This window comes from Duganella sp. Dugasp56, assembly GCF_047304105.1.
Classification (GTDB): Bacteria; Pseudomonadota; Gammaproteobacteria; order Burkholderiales; family Burkholderiaceae_D; genus Rugamonas; species Rugamonas hordei.
In genome coordinates this window covers 82,711-99,699 of record NZ_JBGLYQ010000012.1, presented here as the reverse complement: position 1 = coordinate 99,699, position 16,989 = coordinate 82,711, and the positions used below count along the sequence as shown (strand labels likewise).

Genomic DNA, 16,989 nt, shown 5'->3' with positions numbered 1-16,989 from the left:
GATTCCACTTTCGGAGGTGCTATGGCAGGGAAGTTCGTTGGTGCGGCGCTGTTGGCGGCGGGTTTGATGGCCGGTGCGGTGCAGGCGCAAGAGGAAAAAGTCCTCAATATCTACAACTGGTCGGACTATATCGCCGACGATACCGTTAAGAATTTTGAAAAGGAAACCGGTATCAAGGTCCGTTATGACCTGTTTGATAACAACGAAATCCTGAACTCCAAGCTGGTGGCCGGCAAATCCGGCTACGACATCGTGGTGCCGACCGCCCAGTGGGCGCGGTTGCAGATCGACGGCAAGCTGCTGCGCAAGCTGGACAAGTCCAAGCTGACCAACCTGAAGAACATGGACCCGGCCATCCAGGCCAAGCTGGCCAATATCGACCCGGGCAACGACTACCTGGTCGACTGGCTGTGGGGCTATACCACGGTCGGCATCAACGTCAACAAGGTCAAGGCCGCGCTGGGCGCCATGCCGATGCCGGACAATGCCTGGGAGCTGATCTTCAATCCGAAATACGCCTCCAAGCTGAAATCGTGCGGCGTGTCCTTCCTCGACTCGCCGTCGGAAGTGCTGCCGGCCGCGCTGATCTACCTGGGCAAGCCTGCCTACTCGAAAAACGCCGCCGACTACACCGAGGCCGGCAAGATGCTGCAGGCGATCCGTCCCTACGTCACACTGTTCAGCTCATCCGGCTATATCAACGACATGGCCAACGGCGCCGTCTGCGTGGCGCTGGGCTGGTCGGGCGACATCAACATCGCCCGCCAGCGCGCCATCGACGCCAAGAACGGCAACGTGATCGAAGTGCTGATACCGAAGACCTCGGCCGCGCTGGTGTTCGACACGATGGCGATCCCGGCCGACGCGCCGCACCCGAACAACGCCCATTTGTGGATCAACTACATCATGCGGCCGGAAGTGCACGCCAGCCTGACCAACAAGGTGTTCTATGCCAACCCGAACACGGCCAGCCTGAAGTTCGTGCGCAAGGATATCGCCAGCAACAAGACGGTGTTCCTGTCCGAGGCCGACAAGCAGCGCATGGCGGCGCCGGAAGCGGTGCCGGCCGACATCCGCCGCAACATCACGCGCGTCTATACGAAGTTTAAAACGGGCATGTAAACGATGATCGGCGCGAGTGGCGGGTCTTGAAGGACACGCCGCTGGCGCCGAAAAGGCTTCAATGAAGCTGGTGCTACTCGTGGTAGCGGTCGTTCAGTTTGTGCTTGCTGCCGCGCATTTCCTCCACCAGTTCGTACACAACCAAGGCAATCATTCCTCCGAAGATGCCCATAGTGAGCAAGGTAAACATCGCATCCTCCCTCAAGTTGATACGATTAAACTTTAGCAGATGGTTGCCGCTTTACAAGCTCTGCGTTGCGATTTCTCCCGTTTATTTCACCACCAGGTCGGCAGCCATCACCGCCTTCAGGTAGACGCTCATCGCATTGCCGGGGTCGCGCTGGGAAAACCACCAGGCGCTGGCCTTGCGGATGTCCCATTCCAGGTCGTCGCCGGTCAGCAACAGCGAGGCCACCTGGCCCAGCGTCGGCTGGTGGCCGACCACCAGCACCGAATCCTTGTTGCCCGGCCAGTTGACCGCCTTGAGGATGTCGGCCGGATCGGCGCCGGGCGCCAGGTCGGTGTGCATTTTGAATTTGCGCCCCAGCGCCTCCACCGTCTGCAAGGTGCGCACGGCCGGGCTGGCCAGGATGCGGCAACTGTCGGGCAGCTGGGAATCGAGCCACTGGCCCATGCGGCGCGCCTGTTTCTGGCCCTTGACGGTCAGCGCGCGTTCCAGATCGGACATGCCGGGCGCCATCTCTTCCGCCTCGGCGTGTCGCCACAAAATGAGATCCATGTTTTTCTCCTGACTGACATTTGAAAAAAGATCCCCACGGCGCGCCTCCCGGCCCGCCGCCACCTTATTGTTATTCTCCCAAATGGCCTTGGGCCGTGCCCAGCGTGTCCATCAAGTGTTGCTGCGCGCTGTAATGAACCTGCTTGCCGCGCGCCTTGCGGCGCTGGTAGTGGCCGTCCGGTTCCAGCTCCCACGCGTTCATATTGTCCTTCAGATAAGGATTCAATCCCTCCGCCAGCACCCGCCGCTTGAGCGCCTTGTCCAGGACGGGGAAGGCGACTTCGATGCGGCGGAACAGGTTGCGGCTCATCCAGTCCGCGCTGGCCAGCATCACATCGTGCGCCAGGTCGTTGCGGAAATAGTAAATCCGGCTGTGTTCCAGGAAGCGGCCGATGATGGAGCGCACGCGGATATTCTCCGACAGGCCCGGCACGCCAGGCTTCAGCGTACAGGCGCCGCGCACGATCAGGTCGATCTTGACGCCGTCCTTGGACGCCGCGTACAGCGCGCGTATCACCGACTCATCCACTAGTGCATTTATTTTAACAATAATCCGTCCCGGACGTCCGGCGCGCGCGATACGCGCTTCGTTGCGGATGGACTTGATGATTTCGTTCTGCAGCGCGAACGGCGCCAGCCACAAATGCGTCAGCCGGTGCGGCTTGGTCAGGCTGGTCAGGTGGATGAACACCTCGTTGACTTCCTGGCTGATGCCCGGATGGCAGGTCAGCAGGCCGAAATCGGTGTAGAACTTGGTGGTGGTCGGGTGGTAGTTGCCGGTGCCGAGGTGGGCGTAGAAGCGCAGCTTGTTGTCCTCGCGGCGTATCACCAGCGCCACCTTGGCGTGCGTCTTCAGGCCGACCACGCCGTACACCACCTGGGCGCCGGCCTGTTCCAGCTTGTCGGCCCAGTTGATGTTGGCTTCCTCGTCGAAGCGCGCCTTCAGCTCGACGATGACGGTCACTTCCTTGCCCGAGCGCGCCGCCAGGATCAGCGATTCCATCAGGTCCGAGTTCATGCCGGTGCGGTAGATGGTCTGCTTGATGGCCACCACGGCCGGATCCATCGCCGCGCTGCGGATGAAGTCGATCACCGTCTGGAAGGTCTGGTAGGGGTGGTGCAGCAGGATATCGTTTTCACGCAGCGCCGCGAAAATGTCCGGGCTGCCCGGCTTTTGCGCGATGCCGGGGATGAAAGGCGGGAAGCGCAGCGTCGGATTGTCGACGTGGTCCATGATCTCGGTCAGGCGCACCAGGTTGACCGGGCCGTTGACGGCGTACAGCCGGCTCTGGTGCAGGCCGAACTGGTCGAGCAGGAATTGCGACAGTTCCGGCGGGCAGTTCTTGGCCACTTCCAGCCGCACCGAGGTGCCGAACTGGCGGCCCTGCAACTCGCCCTTCAAGGCCTGGCGCAGGTTCTTGACCTCGTCCTCGTCGACCCACAGGTCGGAGTCGCGGGTGACGCGGAACTGCGAATAGGCGATCACCTCGCGGCCGGCGAACAGGTCCGAGATGTGCGCGTGGATGATGGACGACAGCAGGCAGAACGACACGCCGCCGCTCTTCGACAAATGGTCGGGCAGGCGGATCACGCGCGGCAGCACGCGCGGCGCCTTGACGATGGCGATCGCGGTGCCGCGGCCGAACGCGTCCTTGCCGGACAGCGAGACGATGAAATTGAGGCTCTTGTTGACCACTTGCGGGAACGGGTGGGCCGGATCCAGGCCGATCGGCGTCAGCAGCGGCCGCACCTCGGTGTCGAAATATTCCTTGACCCAGGCGCGCTGCGCATCATTGCGCTCGTTGTGGCGCACCAGGTGCACGCCGTTGGCGGCCAGCTGCGGCAACACTTCCTGGTTGAGGATTTCATATTGGTGGGTGACCAGCGCGTGGCATTCATTGCTGATGCGCGACAGCGTGGCCACCAGGGCGGGGTGGTTGGACATCGAGCCGTCGACGCTGCCGGCCGCCAGCAGGCTGGCCACGCGCACTTCGAAGAATTCGTCCAGGTTGCTGCTGGCGATGCACAGGTAGCGCAGCCGCTCGAGCAAGGGAATGCTCTTGTCTTCCGCTTGCGCCAGCACGCGCCGGTTGAACATCAGTTGCGACAGCTCCCGGTCCAGGAAGGCGGAGTTCTTGTTTACGTCAGCATGCAAGTCAGGCTTCATGTCTTTTTGTTCACTTTGCAGTTAATCTCATTCTATCCTGAACGCGGAAGGATGATGCAACAGTGTAAAGAAGAAATATGACAAGTCCGTGACAAAGGCTGTCATAAATGACCGTTCGGTTACGCCAATTATGACAGGAAGGGCGTAACATATGCCGGCACCATGGCCTGTTCTCATAGGGAAGCACTGCGCAAATCGAGTCAAAATAATATTTTTTACAGATTCGGTGGATGTCATAAACCTGTCATATTCGGGCGGTAGACTGCGCAGCATCCTAACCTGTCATAACAAAGGACTTGAAATGCGACTCAAACAATTGTTCTCCTCCCTGGTAGTAGGCGTATCTGCCGTTATGGCATTCTCGTCCGCCGCCCACGCCGCCGATATGACCGGCGCCGGCGCCACCTTCCCATATCCTATCTACGCCAAATGGGCTGAAGCTTACAAAGCCAGCACCGGCAACGGCCTGAACTATCAGTCCGTCGGTTCGGGCGCGGGTATCAAGCAGATCAAGGCCAAGACCGTCGATTTCGGCGCCTCCGACATGCCGCTGAAAGCGGAAGAACTGGACGCCGAAGGCCTGATGCAATTCCCGGCCATCATGGGCGGCGTTGTGACCGTGGTCAACCTGGACGGCATCACCCCCGGCCAGCTGAAGCTGACCGGCCCGGTTGTCGCCGACATCTACCTGGGCAAGATCACCAAGTGGAATGACGCCGCGATCACCGCGCTGAACCCAGGCGTGAAGCTGTCGGGCGAAGACATCACCGTGGTGCACCGCGCCGACGGTTCGGGCACGTCCTTCCTGTTCACCGACTTCCTGTCGAAAACCAATGCCGAGTTCAAGACCAAGATCGGTTCCGGTACCGCCGTCAAGTGGGCCGTCGGCGTCGGTGGCAAGGGTAACGAAGGCGTCGCCGCCAACGTGCAGCGCATCAAGGGTTCGATCGGCTACGTCGAGTGGGCTTATGCCAAGAAAAACAAGATGGCGCACACCCAGCTGAAAAACAAGGACGGCAACTTCCTGCAGCCTGACGACGACTTCTTCAAAGCCGCCGCCGCTTCGGCCGAGTGGACCAAGACCCCGGGCTTCGGCGTGGTGCTGACCGACCAGGCCGGCAAGAACTCGTGGCCGATCACCGGCGTGTCGTTCATCCTGATGCACAAAGCCCAGGCTGACGCAGCCAAAGGCAAGGAAGTCGTCAAGTTCTTCGACTGGGCCTTCAAGAACGGCGGCGCCGCTGCCACCGAACTGGACTACGTGCCGCTGCCGGCATCGGTTGTCAAGCTGGTACAGGATTCCTGGAAAGCCAACCTGAAAGACGCTTCGGGCAAGGCCATCTACTAATCCGGACCGTCCCTTCGCCGCGGCGCAGCAGCAAGCGCGGCGGCGAGGGGGTTAGCCTGCGCCTCCCGACCGGGAGCCGCAGGCTAGCTTACATCCACGAGACAATAATATGAGCGCCGATATCACTTCCACGTCTATGAATAAACCGGAACCCGCCTTGGCCACCCACACTTCCGCCGCGATCACCGCCGCGGAACAGGCCGCAATGCAGGCCATGCACCGCACCATGCGCAACCAGCGCATCCAGGACTTCTTCTTCCACAAAACCACGATGCTGTTCGCGCTGTCCGTGCTGGCGGTGCTGTCTGGCATCATCGTCACGCTGGTCATCGGCGCCTGGCCGGCGTTCAAGGAATTCGGCCCGGCCTTCATCACCACCGTCGAGTGGGATCCGGTCAACGACAAGTACGGCGCGCTGATCGCCATCGTCGGCACCCTGGCCACGTCCGGCATCGCGCTGCTGATCGCCTTCCCGGTCAGCTTCGGCATCGCGCTGTTCCTGACCGAGATCTGCCCGGCCGGCCTGCGCCGCCCGCTGGGCACGGCGGTCGAGCTGCTGGCCGGCGTGCCGTCCATCATCTACGGCATGTGGGGCCTGTTCGTGTTCGCGCCGCTGTTCGGCGACTACGTGCAGCCGCTGCTGAAGAACACCCTGGGCCACCTGCCCATCATCGGCCAGTTCTTCAGCGGGCCGACCATGGGCATCGGCATCCTGACCGCCGCGCTGATCCTGGCCGTGATGATCATCCCCTTCATCTCGTCGGTGATGCGCGATGTGTTCGAGATCGTGCCAGCCGTGCTGAAGGAATCGGCCTACGGCCTGGGCTGCACCCGCTGGGAGGTGGTGCGCAAGATCGTGCTGCCTTACACCAAGACCGGCGTGGTCGGAGGCGTCATGCTGGGACTGGGCCGCGCGCTGGGCGAAACCATGGCCGTGACCTTCGTCATCGGCAACGCCAACAAGCTGTCGTGGTCGCTGTTCGCGGCGGGCAACTCGATCGCCTCGACCCTGGCCAACGAATTCGCCGAGTCCGACACCGTGCTGCACACGTCCTCGCTGTTCGCGCTGGCACTGATCCTGTTCGTGATCACCTTTATCGTTCTGTCCGCCGCCAAGCTGATGCTGGCCGGCATGTCTCGCAAGGAAGGCGTCAAATAATGAACCAAGTCATGAACCCTGTGTACCGCAAGCGCCTGCTGACGCACCGCATCGGCATCGCGCTGTCGGTCGGCGCGATGTCGATCGGCCTGCTGGTGCTGGCGTGGATCCTGGTCACGCTGGCGATCAAGGGCTTCGGCGCGCTCAGCGTCAACCTGTTCACGCAAACCACGCCGGCCCCCGGCAGCGAAGGCGGCGGCCTGGCCAACGCCATCGTCGGCTCGCTGATGATCGTCGGCCTGTCGACCGCGATCAGCACCCCGATCGGCATCCTGGCCGGCATCTACCTGGCCGAATACGGCGAAGAGAACAAGGTCGCGGCCATCACCCGCTTCGTCACCGACATCATGCTGTCGGCGCCGTCGATCGTGGTCGGCATGTTCGTCTGGGCCATGTACGTGGCCACCGCCAAGCACTATTCCGGCTACGCCGGTTCGCTGGCGCTGGCCTTGATCGCGATTCCGGTGGTGGTGCGCACCACCGACAACATGCTGCGCCTGGTGCCCAACAGCCTGCTCGAAGCGGCCTTCGCGCTCGGCGCGCCGCGCTGGAAAGTGGCGATGATGGTGCGCCTGCGCGCCGTCAAGGCCGGCGTGATCACCGGCGTGCTGCTGGCCGTGGCCCGCATCTCCGGCGAGACCGCGCCGCTGCTGTTCACTGCGCTCAACAACCAGTTCTTCAGCGCCGACATGAACGCGCCGATGGCCAACCTGCCGGTGGTGATCTACGGCTTCGCCATGAGCCCGTACGACAACTGGCGCGAGCTGGCCTGGGGCGGCGCGCTGCTGGTGACCTTCAGCGTGTTGGCGCTGAATATCATCTCGCGCACCCTGTTCAGCCAGAAAATCCCGAATTAATTGAATAAAGCGATCAATCATGAATACGCAACTGAGCCCAGAAAATGTCATCGCCATGAACGGCAAACGCAAAACCATCGAGATCTCCGGCCTGAACTTCTTCTACGGTAAGACCCAGAGCCTGACCAACGTCAACCTGGACATCCACGAGAAGCAGGTCACCGCCTTCATCGGCCCGTCCGGCTGCGGCAAGTCGACGCTGCTGCGCACCTTGAACCGCATGTACGACCTGTATCCCGGCCAGCGCGCCGAGGGTTCGATCATGTACCGCGGCCGCAACATCCTCGAGGACGGCCAGGACGTCAACATGCTGCGCGCCAAGGTCGGCATGGTGTTCCAGAAGCCGACGCCGTTCCCGATGTCGATCTACGACAACATCGCCTTCGGCGTGCGCCTGTACGAAGACCTGTCGAAAGGCGAGATGGACGAGCGCGTCGAATGGGCGCTGAAGAAGGCCGCGCTGTGGGGCGAGGTCAAGGACAAGCTGACCAAGAGCGGCCTGTCGCTGTCGGGCGGCCAGCAGCAGCGCCTGTGCATCGCGCGCGGCGTCGCGGTCAAGCCGGACGTGCTGCTGCTCGATGAGCCGACCTCGGCGCTGGATCCGATCTCGACCTCGAAGGTGGAAGAGCTGATCAGCGAACTGAAGCAGGATTACACCATCGCCATCGTCACCCACAACATGCAGCAGGCGGCGCGCTGCTCGGACTACACCGCCTATATGTACCTGGGCGAATTGGTGGAGTTCGGCGAGACCGACCAGATCTTCATGAATCCGGCGCGCAAAGAGACGCAGGACTACATCACCGGTCGCTTCGGCTGATCGAACTTATAATAGCAAATCGACTACGGAGAGCAGCATGATCGGTGAACATTCATCCAAGCAGTACGACAACGAATTGGAAGCCATCCGCAGCAAGGTGCTGCTGATGGGCGGCATCGTCGAGACCCAGTTCCTCGACGCCATGACCTGCTTCCGCATCGGCAATCCCGAGCGCGCCGACCGCGTGATGCGCGAGGACGACGCCGTCAACCAGCTGGAAGTGTCGCTGGACGACGCCTGCAGCCACCTGATCGTGCGCCGCCAGCCGGCCGCCAACGACCTGCGCACCATCATGGCCACGATCAAGGTGATCACCGACCTCGAGCGCATCGGCGACGAGGCGACCAAGATCGCCCGCACCGCCAAGGCGCTGCATTCGCGCGGCGCGGTCACCGTCAACCACTATGAAATGGTGCGCGGCATCGCCAACAACACCAGCGATATGCTGCACGACGCGCTGGACGCGTTTGCCCGCAACGACGGCAAGCAGGCGCTGCAGCTGATCGCCCAGGACGCCGTCATCGACCACGAGTTCCGTTCGATCATGCGCAACCTGATCACCTTCATGATGGAAGATCCGCGCACCATCTCGGCCGCGCTGGACACGCTGTGGGTGGCCAAGGCCATCGAGCGCATCGGCGACCACGCCAAGAACATCGCCGAATACGTCATCTACGTCGTCGAAGGCAAGGATATCCGCCACACCAAGCCGGCACACGTGCTGGACGACGTACCCGAGCAAGCTGAATAACGAGAATCATGGCATCTGATAAAACCACAGTACTGATAGTAGAAGATGAACCGGCGATCGTCGAGCTGGTGACGTTTTCGCTGCGCGAGGCGGGCTGGAACTGCTGCGCCGTGCAAAGCGTGGGCGAGGCCTGGGACTTCATCCAGACCCGCACGCCGCAGCTGATTTTGCTCGATTGGATGCTGCCGGACCAGACCGGCCTGCGTCTGCTGGCGCGCATCCGTTCGGACCGCCAGTTCAATGAAATCCCGGTCATCATGCTGACCGCCAAGAGCATGGAAGAAGACAAGCTGGCCGGCCTGAACAGCGGCGCCGACGACTACGTCACCAAGCCGTTCTCGCCGCGCGAGCTGCTGGCCCGCGCCAAGGCGCTGCTGCGCCGCAAGAGTCCGGAGCACGCGCAGGCGACCATGCGCGCCGCCAACGTCATGCTGGACCCGGTCAGCTGCACCGTCTCGATGGACGAGCAGAAGATCGACATCGGCCATGCCGAGTACAAGCTGTTGAAGTTCCTGCTGGCGCATCCGGAGCGCGTGTTCTCGCGCAGCCAGCTGCTGGACAAGGTGTGGGGCGACCATGTGGTGATCGAGGAACGCACGGTCGACGTCCATGTGCTGCGCCTGCGCAAAGCCTTGAAGGAGGCCGAGCATCTGATCAAGACGGTACGTAGCGTGGGCTACATGCTGTCGGAGAAATAATGAATCCAAAACTGGTGTTCTGGGTGCCGGCGGCATTGCGCACCGCGATTATCCTGGCGGGGTGCGCGACGCTGGGCTGGATGTTCGGCTGGATCAACGGCCTGGTGGTGGCGCTGATCGCCATGATGGTGCTGGTGTTCGTGCAGCTGTCGTACCTGTACCAGTTGAGCAATTGGATGGACGACCCGCAGAGCGCCAAGCTGCCGGACGGCTGGGGCGCGTGGACCAACATCTTCTCGCGCCTGTACCGCATGCGCCGCGACGATGAAAAAAACCAGGCCGAGCTGACCGAATGGCTGGCGCGCTTCCGCCAGGCCATGCATCTGCTGCCGGACGGCGTGGTCATCATGGACGACGTGCTGTTCCTCGAGTGGTGCAACCCGGCCGCCGAGAAGCACCTGGGCCTGACGCACGAGCGCGACAAGGGCATGCGCGTGACCAACCTGGTGCGCAGCCCGGATTTCATGGATTACATCATCCTGGGCCGCTACGAGCAGCCGCTGACGATCAGCTTCCGCGAGCGCAAGCTGATCGTGCATATCATTCCATTTGAAAACCGCCGCCAGATCCTGGTGACGCACGACGCCACCGAGAGCGAGCGCATCGAAGAGATGCGGCGCGACTTCATCGCCAACGCCTCGCACGAGCTGCGCACGCCGCTGACGGTGATCGTCGGCTTCCTGGAGATCGCCGCGTCCGAAGGGCTGGACGTGGCCACCCGCTCGGCGCACCTGAAGCTGATGACGGAGCAGGGCCACCGCATGCAGCACCTGATCGAGGACATGCTGACCCTGTCGCGGCTGGAGTCGGTCGATTATCCGATGCGGCCGGAGCAGGTCGACATGGCCAAGCTGATGGAGCAGGTGCTGCGCGATGCGCGCGCGCTGTCGGCCGGCAAGCACGAGATCACGATGTCGGTCAACGGGCCGGACATCATGGGCAGCTACGAGGAACTGCACAGCGCCTTCGGCAACCTGGCCTCGAACGCGGTGCGCTACACGCCGGCGGGCGGCAAGATCCAGCTGGTGTGGAAAGAGGTCGAGAACGGTGGCGTCAAGTTCATGGTGGAGGATACCGGCATCGGCATCAGCCCGGAACACATCTCGCGCCTGACCGAGCGCTTCTACCGCGTCGACAAGAGCCGTTCGCGCGAGACGCAGGGGACAGGCCTGGGCCTGGCGATCGTCAAGCACGTGCTGCTGCGCCACGGTTCCACGCTGCAGATCAAGTCGGAAGCGGGCAAGGGCAGCACCTTCATCGTCTGCCTGCCGAAGACGGCGGTGGTGCAGCGGCAGCCCGAATTGTTGCTGAATTAATCCTTGAACCACTGGGCCAGCGTCTGCCTGGCCTTTTGAACGTGCTCATCCTTGATGTGCGCCGCCACCGCCGCGGCCGCGGCGATGAGCACGCCCAGATCGTCGGTATAGCCCACCACCGGCAACAGGTCCGGGATGGCGTCGATGGGCGAGATGAAATATCCCAGCGCGCCGTAGATGGTGGCTTTCGCCCACCTCGGCGTCTCCGGATCGATGGCCGAGTAATACATCTTCAACGCCTGCTCCAGCACACCTTTCCCCGCCGCCTTCGCGTAAGTCTTGGTCTTGCGCCAGAAGCGGTCATCGGAATATTGCGCTGAGAAATCAGTATTGGCCACGACGTTCTCCAGAATCTTTACTGTCGACCCAGTATATCAGGATCGCTCATTGAGGAATTTCAGTGAAAACCGGAACCTGCAATACGGTTCCTCCATTTCTGTCTCTCAACAGTTGCTCATATAGGTCAGGCGCGCTTTTCATTAACTGATCAAGCGCAGCTACAGCGGCGTGTAGCGCGTCGGACTTCTGCTCAGCTTTGATCTTCTCGATCGCCTTGACTGCTTCCGCCAATTGAGCGACCACGTCAGGATCTGGCTTCCTCTTTTCAACCAGTGCTAGAGCAATATCGTTCAACCAGCCGATTTGCCTGCCGTAGCTTGCGACTTCTGCGACGACGCGGTCTTCTATAGTTGCGTCTCCCGCGAAGTTAAATGTGAGCTCGGGCGAAAACCATGGTGAGTTTATCCGTTGCTTGACGTCGCCTGCAAAAGGGAATTTGAAGAACCAGAATGGATCGAACACGGTGGCCATGAATCCTCCAGAGAATTGGCGTATCGGCGCAGCTTAGCGGGCGACAAACGGGTAAGTGAAGCCAATGAAGTGTACGGTGTTCAGTACGAGGTGAATCAGGATCGGCGCTTCGATGCGCTGGGTGGCCTGGTAGGCATAGGCGTAGCCCAGCCCGGCGATAGTGGCGAGCAGGGCGTAGGCGGGGCCGCCGGCCAGGTGGGCGGCGCCGAACAGCAGCGCGGAGCAGATCACGGCGATCCACGGGCCGTAGCGGAAGCGCGCCAACGATGCGGCGAGGCGGGCTTGCAGGGAGCCGCGGAAGAACGCCTCTTCGGCGACGACGGTGAAGAACAGGTTCACCGCGATAAATTGCAGCGTGACGGATGGCAGCTTGAAGTCTGGATGGACGAACCCGACGCCCACGGCGAAAGCCATCACCGCGGCGACCGTGACCAGCAGAATCGGCCAGGTCTTCTTCAGCACGCCGCCCAGCTCCGCCCAGCTGCGTACGCGGCTGCAGATGAACGCCAGCAGTATCAAGCCTACCGCGCCCTTGTCGAAGTTGGCGTATTGCGTGAACGGTGCGGCGCCCGGCGAGAACACGGCGCCGGCGATCATCACCGGGTTGCTGAACCCGGGCAGCTTGTGGATGGCCAGCGCAAACGCCAGTAGCCCTGCGACGATGCCCGAAATAATCCGCACATATTTCTGCGAACCGGTGGCCGTCAGCCAGGCGACAGCGCTAAACAAGGCCAGGGCGACGATTGCGGGCGCCTGCAGCACGCCCGCGATCCAGCCGCACAGCAGTGCCAGCACGAACAAGCCCGCCCAAGGCGCGACAGCGGCTTGGGCGGCGAACGAGATAGGCTTGAGCCATACAGCGCCGATAGCCAGCGCGAGAACGATGAAAGTCAGCAGGGTGATTGTCGGCATGATTTGAAGGAAATGGTTAAATTTCCTTCAATAGTATCATCCAGTCAAGGTCAGAACTTGTAGCTGAAGCCGGTCATCAGCATCGGCGTGGTCTTGCGTTTGGTCAGCGGGCTGTCGGCGGCGTCGCCGGACAGCTGGGTGACGCCGACCGCGCTGTGCGCCGACCAGTTCTTGTCGATCACGTGGTTCCAGCTCACGGCGGCCGTCAGGTTTTCGAAGCCCGCCTTGGCGGTGTAGGCCTTGAACGCGGTGCGCGAGGCTTGCGCCGCCGTCACGCCGTGGTAGGTCTGCATATATTTGTCGTCGCCGTACACAGCTGACAAGCCCAGGCCCACCTGGTCGCTGGCGGTGCTGTACAGCGGCACGCTGGCGCCGATGGCGTAGGTGGCGCCATGTTCGCGGTGCGCCAGGTTCTGCTTGGTGCTCAGGCTCAGGCCGACGGTGCCGACCTGGTAGCTGACGCCCAGCACGGCCTGCACGGCGCCGTCGATATCGCCCATGCCTTTCAAGGCGTCCGAGCCGTAGAAGGCGTTCTTCTTGTGGTCGGCGCGGCCGCCGCCGTAGGTCAGCGCGGCGCTCAGGCCGAAGCCTTCCAGCGTGGTCTGGAAGCCCACGCCGCGCGTGCTGCTGATGAAGGCGCCGTTGTCGAAGGTGCGTTCGAAGATGGGCAGCGGCACGACACGGGTTTTGTCGCTGCCGGAATATTCCGGCACATAGGCCACGCCCAGGCCCAGCGACAGGCTGTCGCCCTTGCCGGGAGTGGTTTGCGGCGACGAGGAATCCTGCAGGTCAAGCGCGTCCGCGCGGCAGTAGCCGCTGACGGCGCAAAGGGAGGCGAGGGCGAAGGTGATGGCGAGGCGCATGGCGTGGTCCAGTTCAGAGGGTAGGTCGGGTGCCCGCCGGCGCGTCATTGCCCGGCGATAACGGAGCGCAGTGTCTCAACATTTAGCGTCCGCCGCTATCGCCTTGTCTGAAGTATCATTTGCTGAATACTTTGGTACCGCGTGGCGGTGCCCGACTTCCGGAGCCTATATGTCGTTGACCCTTTACTACCATCCGCTGGCCTCGTTCTGCCACAAGGTGCTGATCGCGCTGTACGAAAACGGCGTCGCGTTCGACAAGCGCATCATCAACCTGGGCGAGGAGGCCGACCGCGCCGAGCTGGAGGCGATCTGGCCGCTATGCAAGTTCCCGGTGATACGCGACCACGAGCGCAAGCGCGACGTGCCGGAGACGTCGGTCATCATTGAATACCTGGATCGTTATTTTCCCGGTGCGCAGCCGATGATACCGGCCGACTGGGATGCGGCGCTGGATGTGCGCCTGTGGGACCGCTTCTTCGACAACTACGTGCAGGAGCCGATGCAGACCATCGTCACAGGCCACCTGACCGGCATGCAGTGCGACCAGACCAAGGAGCGCACCAAGCTGAAGACGGCTTACAAGATGATAGAAAAACGCATGGCCACGCGCAGCTGGATGTGCGGCGAGGCCTTCAGCATGGCCGATTGCGCGGCAGCGCCGGCGCTGTTCTACGCCGCCACGATCCTGCCGTTCCCGGAGGAGTACAGCCACCTCAACGACTATTTCGAGCGCCTGGTGACGCGGCCGTCCGTCCAGCGGGTGCTGGACGAATCGAAGCCGTATTTCGCGTTGTATCCGTTCGTCGACGATATCCCGGAACGCTTCCTGTAGCTTAGTTCTTGTTGCCGCTGCCGTCGGCGCTCTGCATCGACGCCGGCTGCGCCATCGACCCGCTCTGTGCCGCCACGTTGGCGAACTGGGCGGCCTGGTCCATGGTTTCCTTGGCTGCCGCTTTTTGCGCGCGTAATTGACGATCAGCCTGCTCTGCGGCTTTTTGCGTCACCACCTCGGCCAGCGCGGTCGCGGTGCGGGTGGTTTGCGGCACGTGCTGCTGCACCACGCTGTTGATATTGTTCTGGAACTCGCTGGCCACCTGGGTCAGTTGCTGCTGATAGGCCTGCAGTTTTTGCACCACCGCTTCCGCCGACGGCGCGATCGCGGCCATGCCGCGCTCGGCCGATTGCGGCGTCAGCAGTGCGGTGCGCAGCGCTTCAGTGGAATCCTGCAGCCAGGTGCGGCTGAACTGGGTATTCACTTCCGCAAGCTTGCGCATCGATTGCAGGGCCGCGGACGTCAGGTCGGTGTAGTAGTCGATACGTGCCTCGATGAGATTTTTTGCTGCCGGCGAAATGGTTTCCACAAACGAATTCATTTGGTACTCCTGGTTTGGATGGGGCCAAAGTATCGGTAGTCGGAAGGGCGCTCTGGCCAGTCGCCCGGAACGATATCTTCGCAGGTGCAGCAATTTTCTGGCACACCCGAGCTTATCGGCACTATTCGTTTTTAACCACCAACAAATCGTCCGGCTCGCCCCATCGTGGTCCGTTTCGCCACATGGGAATGGACCGCGTGCGGGCTATCGATTATTGTGTTGTTATCAACATTATTCGAGGCCCATGATGAAAAGAAGAGAGTTGCTGAAAGCTGCCGCCGCGCTGCCTGTCCTGTCGCTGGCCCCTGTCGCCTGGAGCGCCGCGGTTGCCGCTGCGGCGCCAACTGCGCGGGTGCGTCCCGGCGATGCCGGCTGGCCGTCGCCGGCGGACTGGGGGCAATTGGCGCAGCGCGTGGAAGGCCGCCTGCAAAAGCTGGACGCGCCGTTCGCCGCTTGCGGAGCCGATGCGGCGGCGCCAGCCTGCGTGGCCGCGCTGGCGCACCTGAAGAACACCTTTGATATCGGCGACCAGGCGGCGCTGACGCAAACCAGCGGCTGGCTCGACGCCTGGTCGTCGCAGCCAAGCGCCTATGCGGTGGCGGCCAAGACCACGGCGGACGTGGTGGCCGCGGTCAATTTCGCCCGCGAGTACAATCTGCGGCTGGTGGTCAAAGGCGGCGGTCACAGTTACCAGGGTACCTCCGACGCTCCCGATTCGCTGCTGGTGTGGACCCGCCAGATGAACGACGCCACGCTGGTGCCGGCCTTTGTGGCGCAGGGGTGTTCGACGGCGCCGCAGCCGGCCGTCACGCTGGGTGCGGGCGCCATGTGGATCGACGCCTACGATGCCGTCACCACGCGCGGCGGACGCTATGTGCAGGGAGGCGGCTGCACCACGGTCGGCGTGGCGGGACTGGTGCAGAGCGGCGGCTTCAGTAACTTCTCCAAGGCCTACGGCACCGCCGCCGCCGGGCTGCTGGAGGCGGAAGTGGTGACCGCCGACGGCCAGGTGCGCATCGCCAACGCCTGCACCAACCCGGACCTGTTCTGGGCATTGAAGGGCGGTGGCGGCGGCAGCGTCGGCGTGGTCACGCGCCTGACCTTGCGCACGCGCGAGCTGCCGGAGAACTTCGGCGGCCTGTTCTTCACCATCAAGGCCTCGTCCGATGCGGCCTTCCGCGCCTTGATCGCGAAAGTGGTCGCCTTCTACGCCGGCGCCTTGTTCAACCCGCACTGGGGCGAACAGATCGCCTTCAACACCGGCAATACGGTGGACGTCAACATGGTGTTCCAGGGACTGGGCCAGCAGCAGGCGGAGGAGGTGTGGGCGCCGTTCCTGGCGTGGCTGCGCGAGCGGCCGGAATACACGTTTGAAAGACCGTTCCGCGCCATCGCGCTGCCGGCGCGGCATTTCTGGAATGTGGAGTTCTTCAAGAAGCACGCGCCGGGCTTCATGCTGGCCGACGAGCGTCCGGGTGCGCCGGCACACCACGGCGTATGGAAGGGCGATGCCGAAGACGCGGGCTGGTTCATCCACGGCTATCAATCGGCGTGGCTGCCGCAGGCGCTGCTGGACGAAGGTAGCCAGTCGCAACTGGTCAGCGCCTTGTTCCGCGCTTCGCGGCATTGGCGTGTGGGACTGCACTTCAACAAGGGGCTGGCCGGCGCGCCTGCGGAGGCGATCGAAGCAGCGCGCCAGACGGCGATGAATCCGGACGTGCTGGGCGCCTTCGCGCTGGCCATCATCGCCGGCGGCGACGGTGCGCGCTATCCCGGCATGCCCGGCGAGACGCCCGATGCGCAGCGCGGCCGCGAACGCGCCGCGTCCATCGGCAGGGCGATGAACGAACTGAAGGCGGCCGCGCCGAATGCCGGTTCCTATGTGTCGGAAAGCGATTACTTCCTGAAGAACTGGCAGAGCGCCTTCTGGGGCGGCAACTACAGCCGGCTGGCGCGAGTGAAGAAGCAGTACGATCCGAACGGATTGTTCTTCGTGCACCATGGCGTCGGCAGCGAGGACTGGAGCGCGGACGGCTTTACCCGCCTGCGCTGAA

17 protein-coding genes are annotated in these 16,989 nt (G+C 62.6%); 10 read left to right on the top strand and 7 right to left on the bottom strand.

Translation table 11 applies throughout. The annotated features are described in order from the left end of the window. The first annotated feature begins 21 nt into the window (after nt 1–21). A complete protein-coding gene (locus tag ACCD07_RS10675; RefSeq protein ID WP_176653870.1) occupies nt 22–1,122 on the top strand; it encodes a polyamine ABC transporter substrate-binding protein in 1,101 nt (366 codons plus the stop codon). A 271-nt stretch (nt 1,123–1,393) separates the two neighbouring features. Here ACCD07_RS10675 and sixA read toward each other — a convergent pair whose 3' ends face one another. Both sixA and ppk1 read right to left on the bottom strand, forming a co-directional pair. Beyond that, the gene (sixA, locus tag ACCD07_RS10670; RefSeq protein WP_413447324.1) at nt 1,394–1,861 is read right to left on the bottom strand and encodes a phosphohistidine phosphatase SixA; all 468 of its coding nucleotides are present in this window, start codon (nt 1,859–1,861) and stop codon (nt 1,394–1,396) included. Nucleotides 1,862–1,931: 70 nt separating this feature from the next. Further along, the gene (gene ppk1 / locus ACCD07_RS10665) at nt 1,932–4,028 is read right to left on the bottom strand and encodes a polyphosphate kinase 1 (RefSeq protein WP_176653872.1); all 2,097 of its coding nucleotides are present in this window, start codon (nt 4,026–4,028) and stop codon (nt 1,932–1,934) included. A gap of 301 nt (nt 4,029–4,329) precedes the next feature. Between ppk1 and pstS the strand changes: the two genes are divergently transcribed. The 7 genes from pstS (at nt 4,330) to phoR (ending at nt 10,977) form a co-directional block, all read left to right on the top strand. Then, entirely contained in the window at nt 4,330–5,376 is a 1,047-nt protein-coding gene (gene pstS, locus ACCD07_RS10660) for a phosphate ABC transporter substrate-binding protein PstS (RefSeq protein ID WP_176653873.1), read from the top strand. Nucleotides 5,377–5,581: 205 nt separating this feature from the next. Then, nucleotides 5,582–6,535 (top strand): phosphate ABC transporter permease subunit PstC, encoded by a 954-nt coding sequence (pstC, locus tag ACCD07_RS10655; protein WP_353402642.1) that lies wholly within the window; start codon nt 5,582–5,584, stop codon nt 6,533–6,535. Further along, on the top strand, nt 6,535–7,392 hold the full coding sequence (pstA, locus tag ACCD07_RS10650; protein WP_176653875.1) for a phosphate ABC transporter permease PstA: 858 nt from the start codon (nt 6,535–6,537) through the stop codon (nt 7,390–7,392). The genes pstC and pstA overlap by 1 nt, the downstream gene beginning before the upstream one ends. 19 nt (nt 7,393–7,411) lie before the next feature. Beyond that, nucleotides 7,412–8,212 (top strand): phosphate ABC transporter ATP-binding protein PstB, encoded by an 801-nt coding sequence (gene pstB, locus ACCD07_RS10645; RefSeq protein ID WP_176653876.1) that lies wholly within the window; start codon nt 7,412–7,414, stop codon nt 8,210–8,212. A 37-nt stretch (nt 8,213–8,249) separates the two neighbouring features. Then, nucleotides 8,250–8,963 carry a phosphate signaling complex protein PhoU gene (gene phoU, locus ACCD07_RS10640; RefSeq protein ID WP_176653877.1) on the top strand — a complete coding sequence of 238 codons (714 nt, stop codon included), beginning with the start codon at nt 8,250–8,252 and terminating at the stop codon, nt 8,961–8,963. Nucleotides 8,964–8,971: 8 nt separating this feature from the next. Further along, complete coding sequence (locus ACCD07_RS10635; protein WP_090320876.1) at nt 8,972–9,661, top strand: response regulator; 690 nt, start codon at nt 8,972–8,974, stop codon at nt 9,659–9,661. Further along, nucleotides 9,661–10,977, top strand: a complete 1,317-nt coding sequence (gene phoR, locus ACCD07_RS10630) for a phosphate regulon sensor histidine kinase PhoR (protein WP_176653878.1) — start codon at nt 9,661–9,663, stop codon at nt 10,975–10,977. The genes ACCD07_RS10635 and phoR overlap by 1 nt, the downstream gene beginning before the upstream one ends. Here phoR and ACCD07_RS10625 read toward each other — a convergent pair. From ACCD07_RS10625 to ACCD07_RS10610, 4 genes are read right to left on the bottom strand one after another with little or no spacing between them, the layout of a single operon-like run. Then, entirely contained in the window at nt 10,974–11,315 is a 342-nt protein-coding gene (locus tag ACCD07_RS10625) for a YkvA family protein (RefSeq protein WP_413447323.1), read from the bottom strand. The genes phoR and ACCD07_RS10625 overlap by 4 nt on opposite strands. A gap of 46 nt (nt 11,316–11,361) precedes the next feature. Further along, nucleotides 11,362–11,787 carry a hypothetical protein gene (locus ACCD07_RS10620; protein WP_413447322.1) on the bottom strand — a complete coding sequence of 142 codons (426 nt, stop codon included), beginning with the start codon at nt 11,785–11,787 and terminating at the stop codon, nt 11,362–11,364. Between the two features lie 33 nt (nt 11,788–11,820). Beyond that, nucleotides 11,821–12,699, bottom strand: coding sequence for a CPBP family intramembrane glutamic endopeptidase (locus tag ACCD07_RS10615; protein ID WP_413447321.1), 879 nt, complete (start codon nt 12,697–12,699; stop codon nt 11,821–11,823). A gap of 50 nt (nt 12,700–12,749) precedes the next feature. Further along, a complete protein-coding gene (locus tag ACCD07_RS10610) occupies nt 12,750–13,562 on the bottom strand; it encodes a MipA/OmpV family protein (protein WP_176653882.1) in 813 nt (270 codons plus the stop codon). Nucleotides 13,563–13,731: 169 nt separating this feature from the next. Here ACCD07_RS10610 and ACCD07_RS10605 point away from each other — a divergent pair, with 169 nt between their 5' ends. Continuing rightward, on the top strand, nt 13,732–14,394 hold the full coding sequence (locus ACCD07_RS10605) for a glutathione S-transferase family protein (RefSeq protein WP_176653883.1): 663 nt from the start codon (nt 13,732–13,734) through the stop codon (nt 14,392–14,394). Between the two features lies 1 nt (nt 14,395). Here ACCD07_RS10605 and ACCD07_RS10600 read toward each other — a convergent pair whose 3' ends face one another. Further along, nucleotides 14,396–14,935 (bottom strand): phasin family protein, encoded by a 540-nt coding sequence (locus ACCD07_RS10600; RefSeq protein WP_176653884.1) that lies wholly within the window; start codon nt 14,933–14,935, stop codon nt 14,396–14,398. Between the two features lie 244 nt (nt 14,936–15,179). On the opposite strand from ACCD07_RS10600, the gene ACCD07_RS10595 reads away from it, so the two are divergent. Then, entirely contained in the window at nt 15,180–16,988 is a 1,809-nt protein-coding gene (locus ACCD07_RS10595) for an FAD-dependent oxidoreductase (RefSeq protein ID WP_413447320.1), read from the top strand. The last annotated feature ends 1 nt before the right edge of the window (nt 16,989 follow it).

Coding starts and splice junctions, on each gene's coding strand:
- pstC (WP_353402642.1), top strand. CDS start 5,582: ATGCAGGCCATGCACCGCACCATGCGCAACCAGCGCATCCAGGACTTC.
- ACCD07_RS10615 (WP_413447321.1), bottom strand. CDS start 12,699: ATGCCGACAATCACCCTGCTGACTTTCATCGTTCTCGCGCTGGCTATC.
- ACCD07_RS10595 (WP_413447320.1), top strand. CDS start 15,180: ATGATGAAAAGAAGAGAGTTGCTGAAAGCTGCCGCCGCGCTGCCTGTC.
- ACCD07_RS10600 (WP_176653884.1), bottom strand. CDS start 14,935: ATGAATTCGTTTGTGGAAACCATTTCGCCGGCAGCAAAAAATCTCATC.
- ACCD07_RS10675 (WP_176653870.1), top strand. CDS start 22: ATGGCAGGGAAGTTCGTTGGTGCGGCGCTGTTGGCGGCGGGTTTGATG.
- pstA (WP_176653875.1), top strand. CDS start 6,535: ATGAACCAAGTCATGAACCCTGTGTACCGCAAGCGCCTGCTGACGCAC.
- ppk1 (WP_176653872.1), bottom strand. CDS start 4,028: ATGAAGCCTGACTTGCATGCTGACGTAAACAAGAACTCCGCCTTCCTG.
- phoU (WP_176653877.1), top strand. CDS start 8,250: ATGATCGGTGAACATTCATCCAAGCAGTACGACAACGAATTGGAAGCC.
- ACCD07_RS10605 (WP_176653883.1), top strand. CDS start 13,732: ATGTCGTTGACCCTTTACTACCATCCGCTGGCCTCGTTCTGCCACAAG.
- ACCD07_RS10620 (WP_413447322.1), bottom strand. CDS start 11,787: ATGGCCACCGTGTTCGATCCATTCTGGTTCTTCAAATTCCCTTTTGCA.
- phoR (WP_176653878.1), top strand. CDS start 9,661: ATGAATCCAAAACTGGTGTTCTGGGTGCCGGCGGCATTGCGCACCGCG.
- pstS (WP_176653873.1), top strand. CDS start 4,330: ATGCGACTCAAACAATTGTTCTCCTCCCTGGTAGTAGGCGTATCTGCC.
- ACCD07_RS10635 (WP_090320876.1), top strand. CDS start 8,972: ATGGCATCTGATAAAACCACAGTACTGATAGTAGAAGATGAACCGGCG.
- ACCD07_RS10610 (WP_176653882.1), bottom strand. CDS start 13,562: ATGCGCCTCGCCATCACCTTCGCCCTCGCCTCCCTTTGCGCCGTCAGC.
- sixA (WP_413447324.1), bottom strand. CDS start 1,861: ATGGATCTCATTTTGTGGCGACACGCCGAGGCGGAAGAGATGGCGCCC.
- pstB (WP_176653876.1), top strand. CDS start 7,412: ATGAATACGCAACTGAGCCCAGAAAATGTCATCGCCATGAACGGCAAA.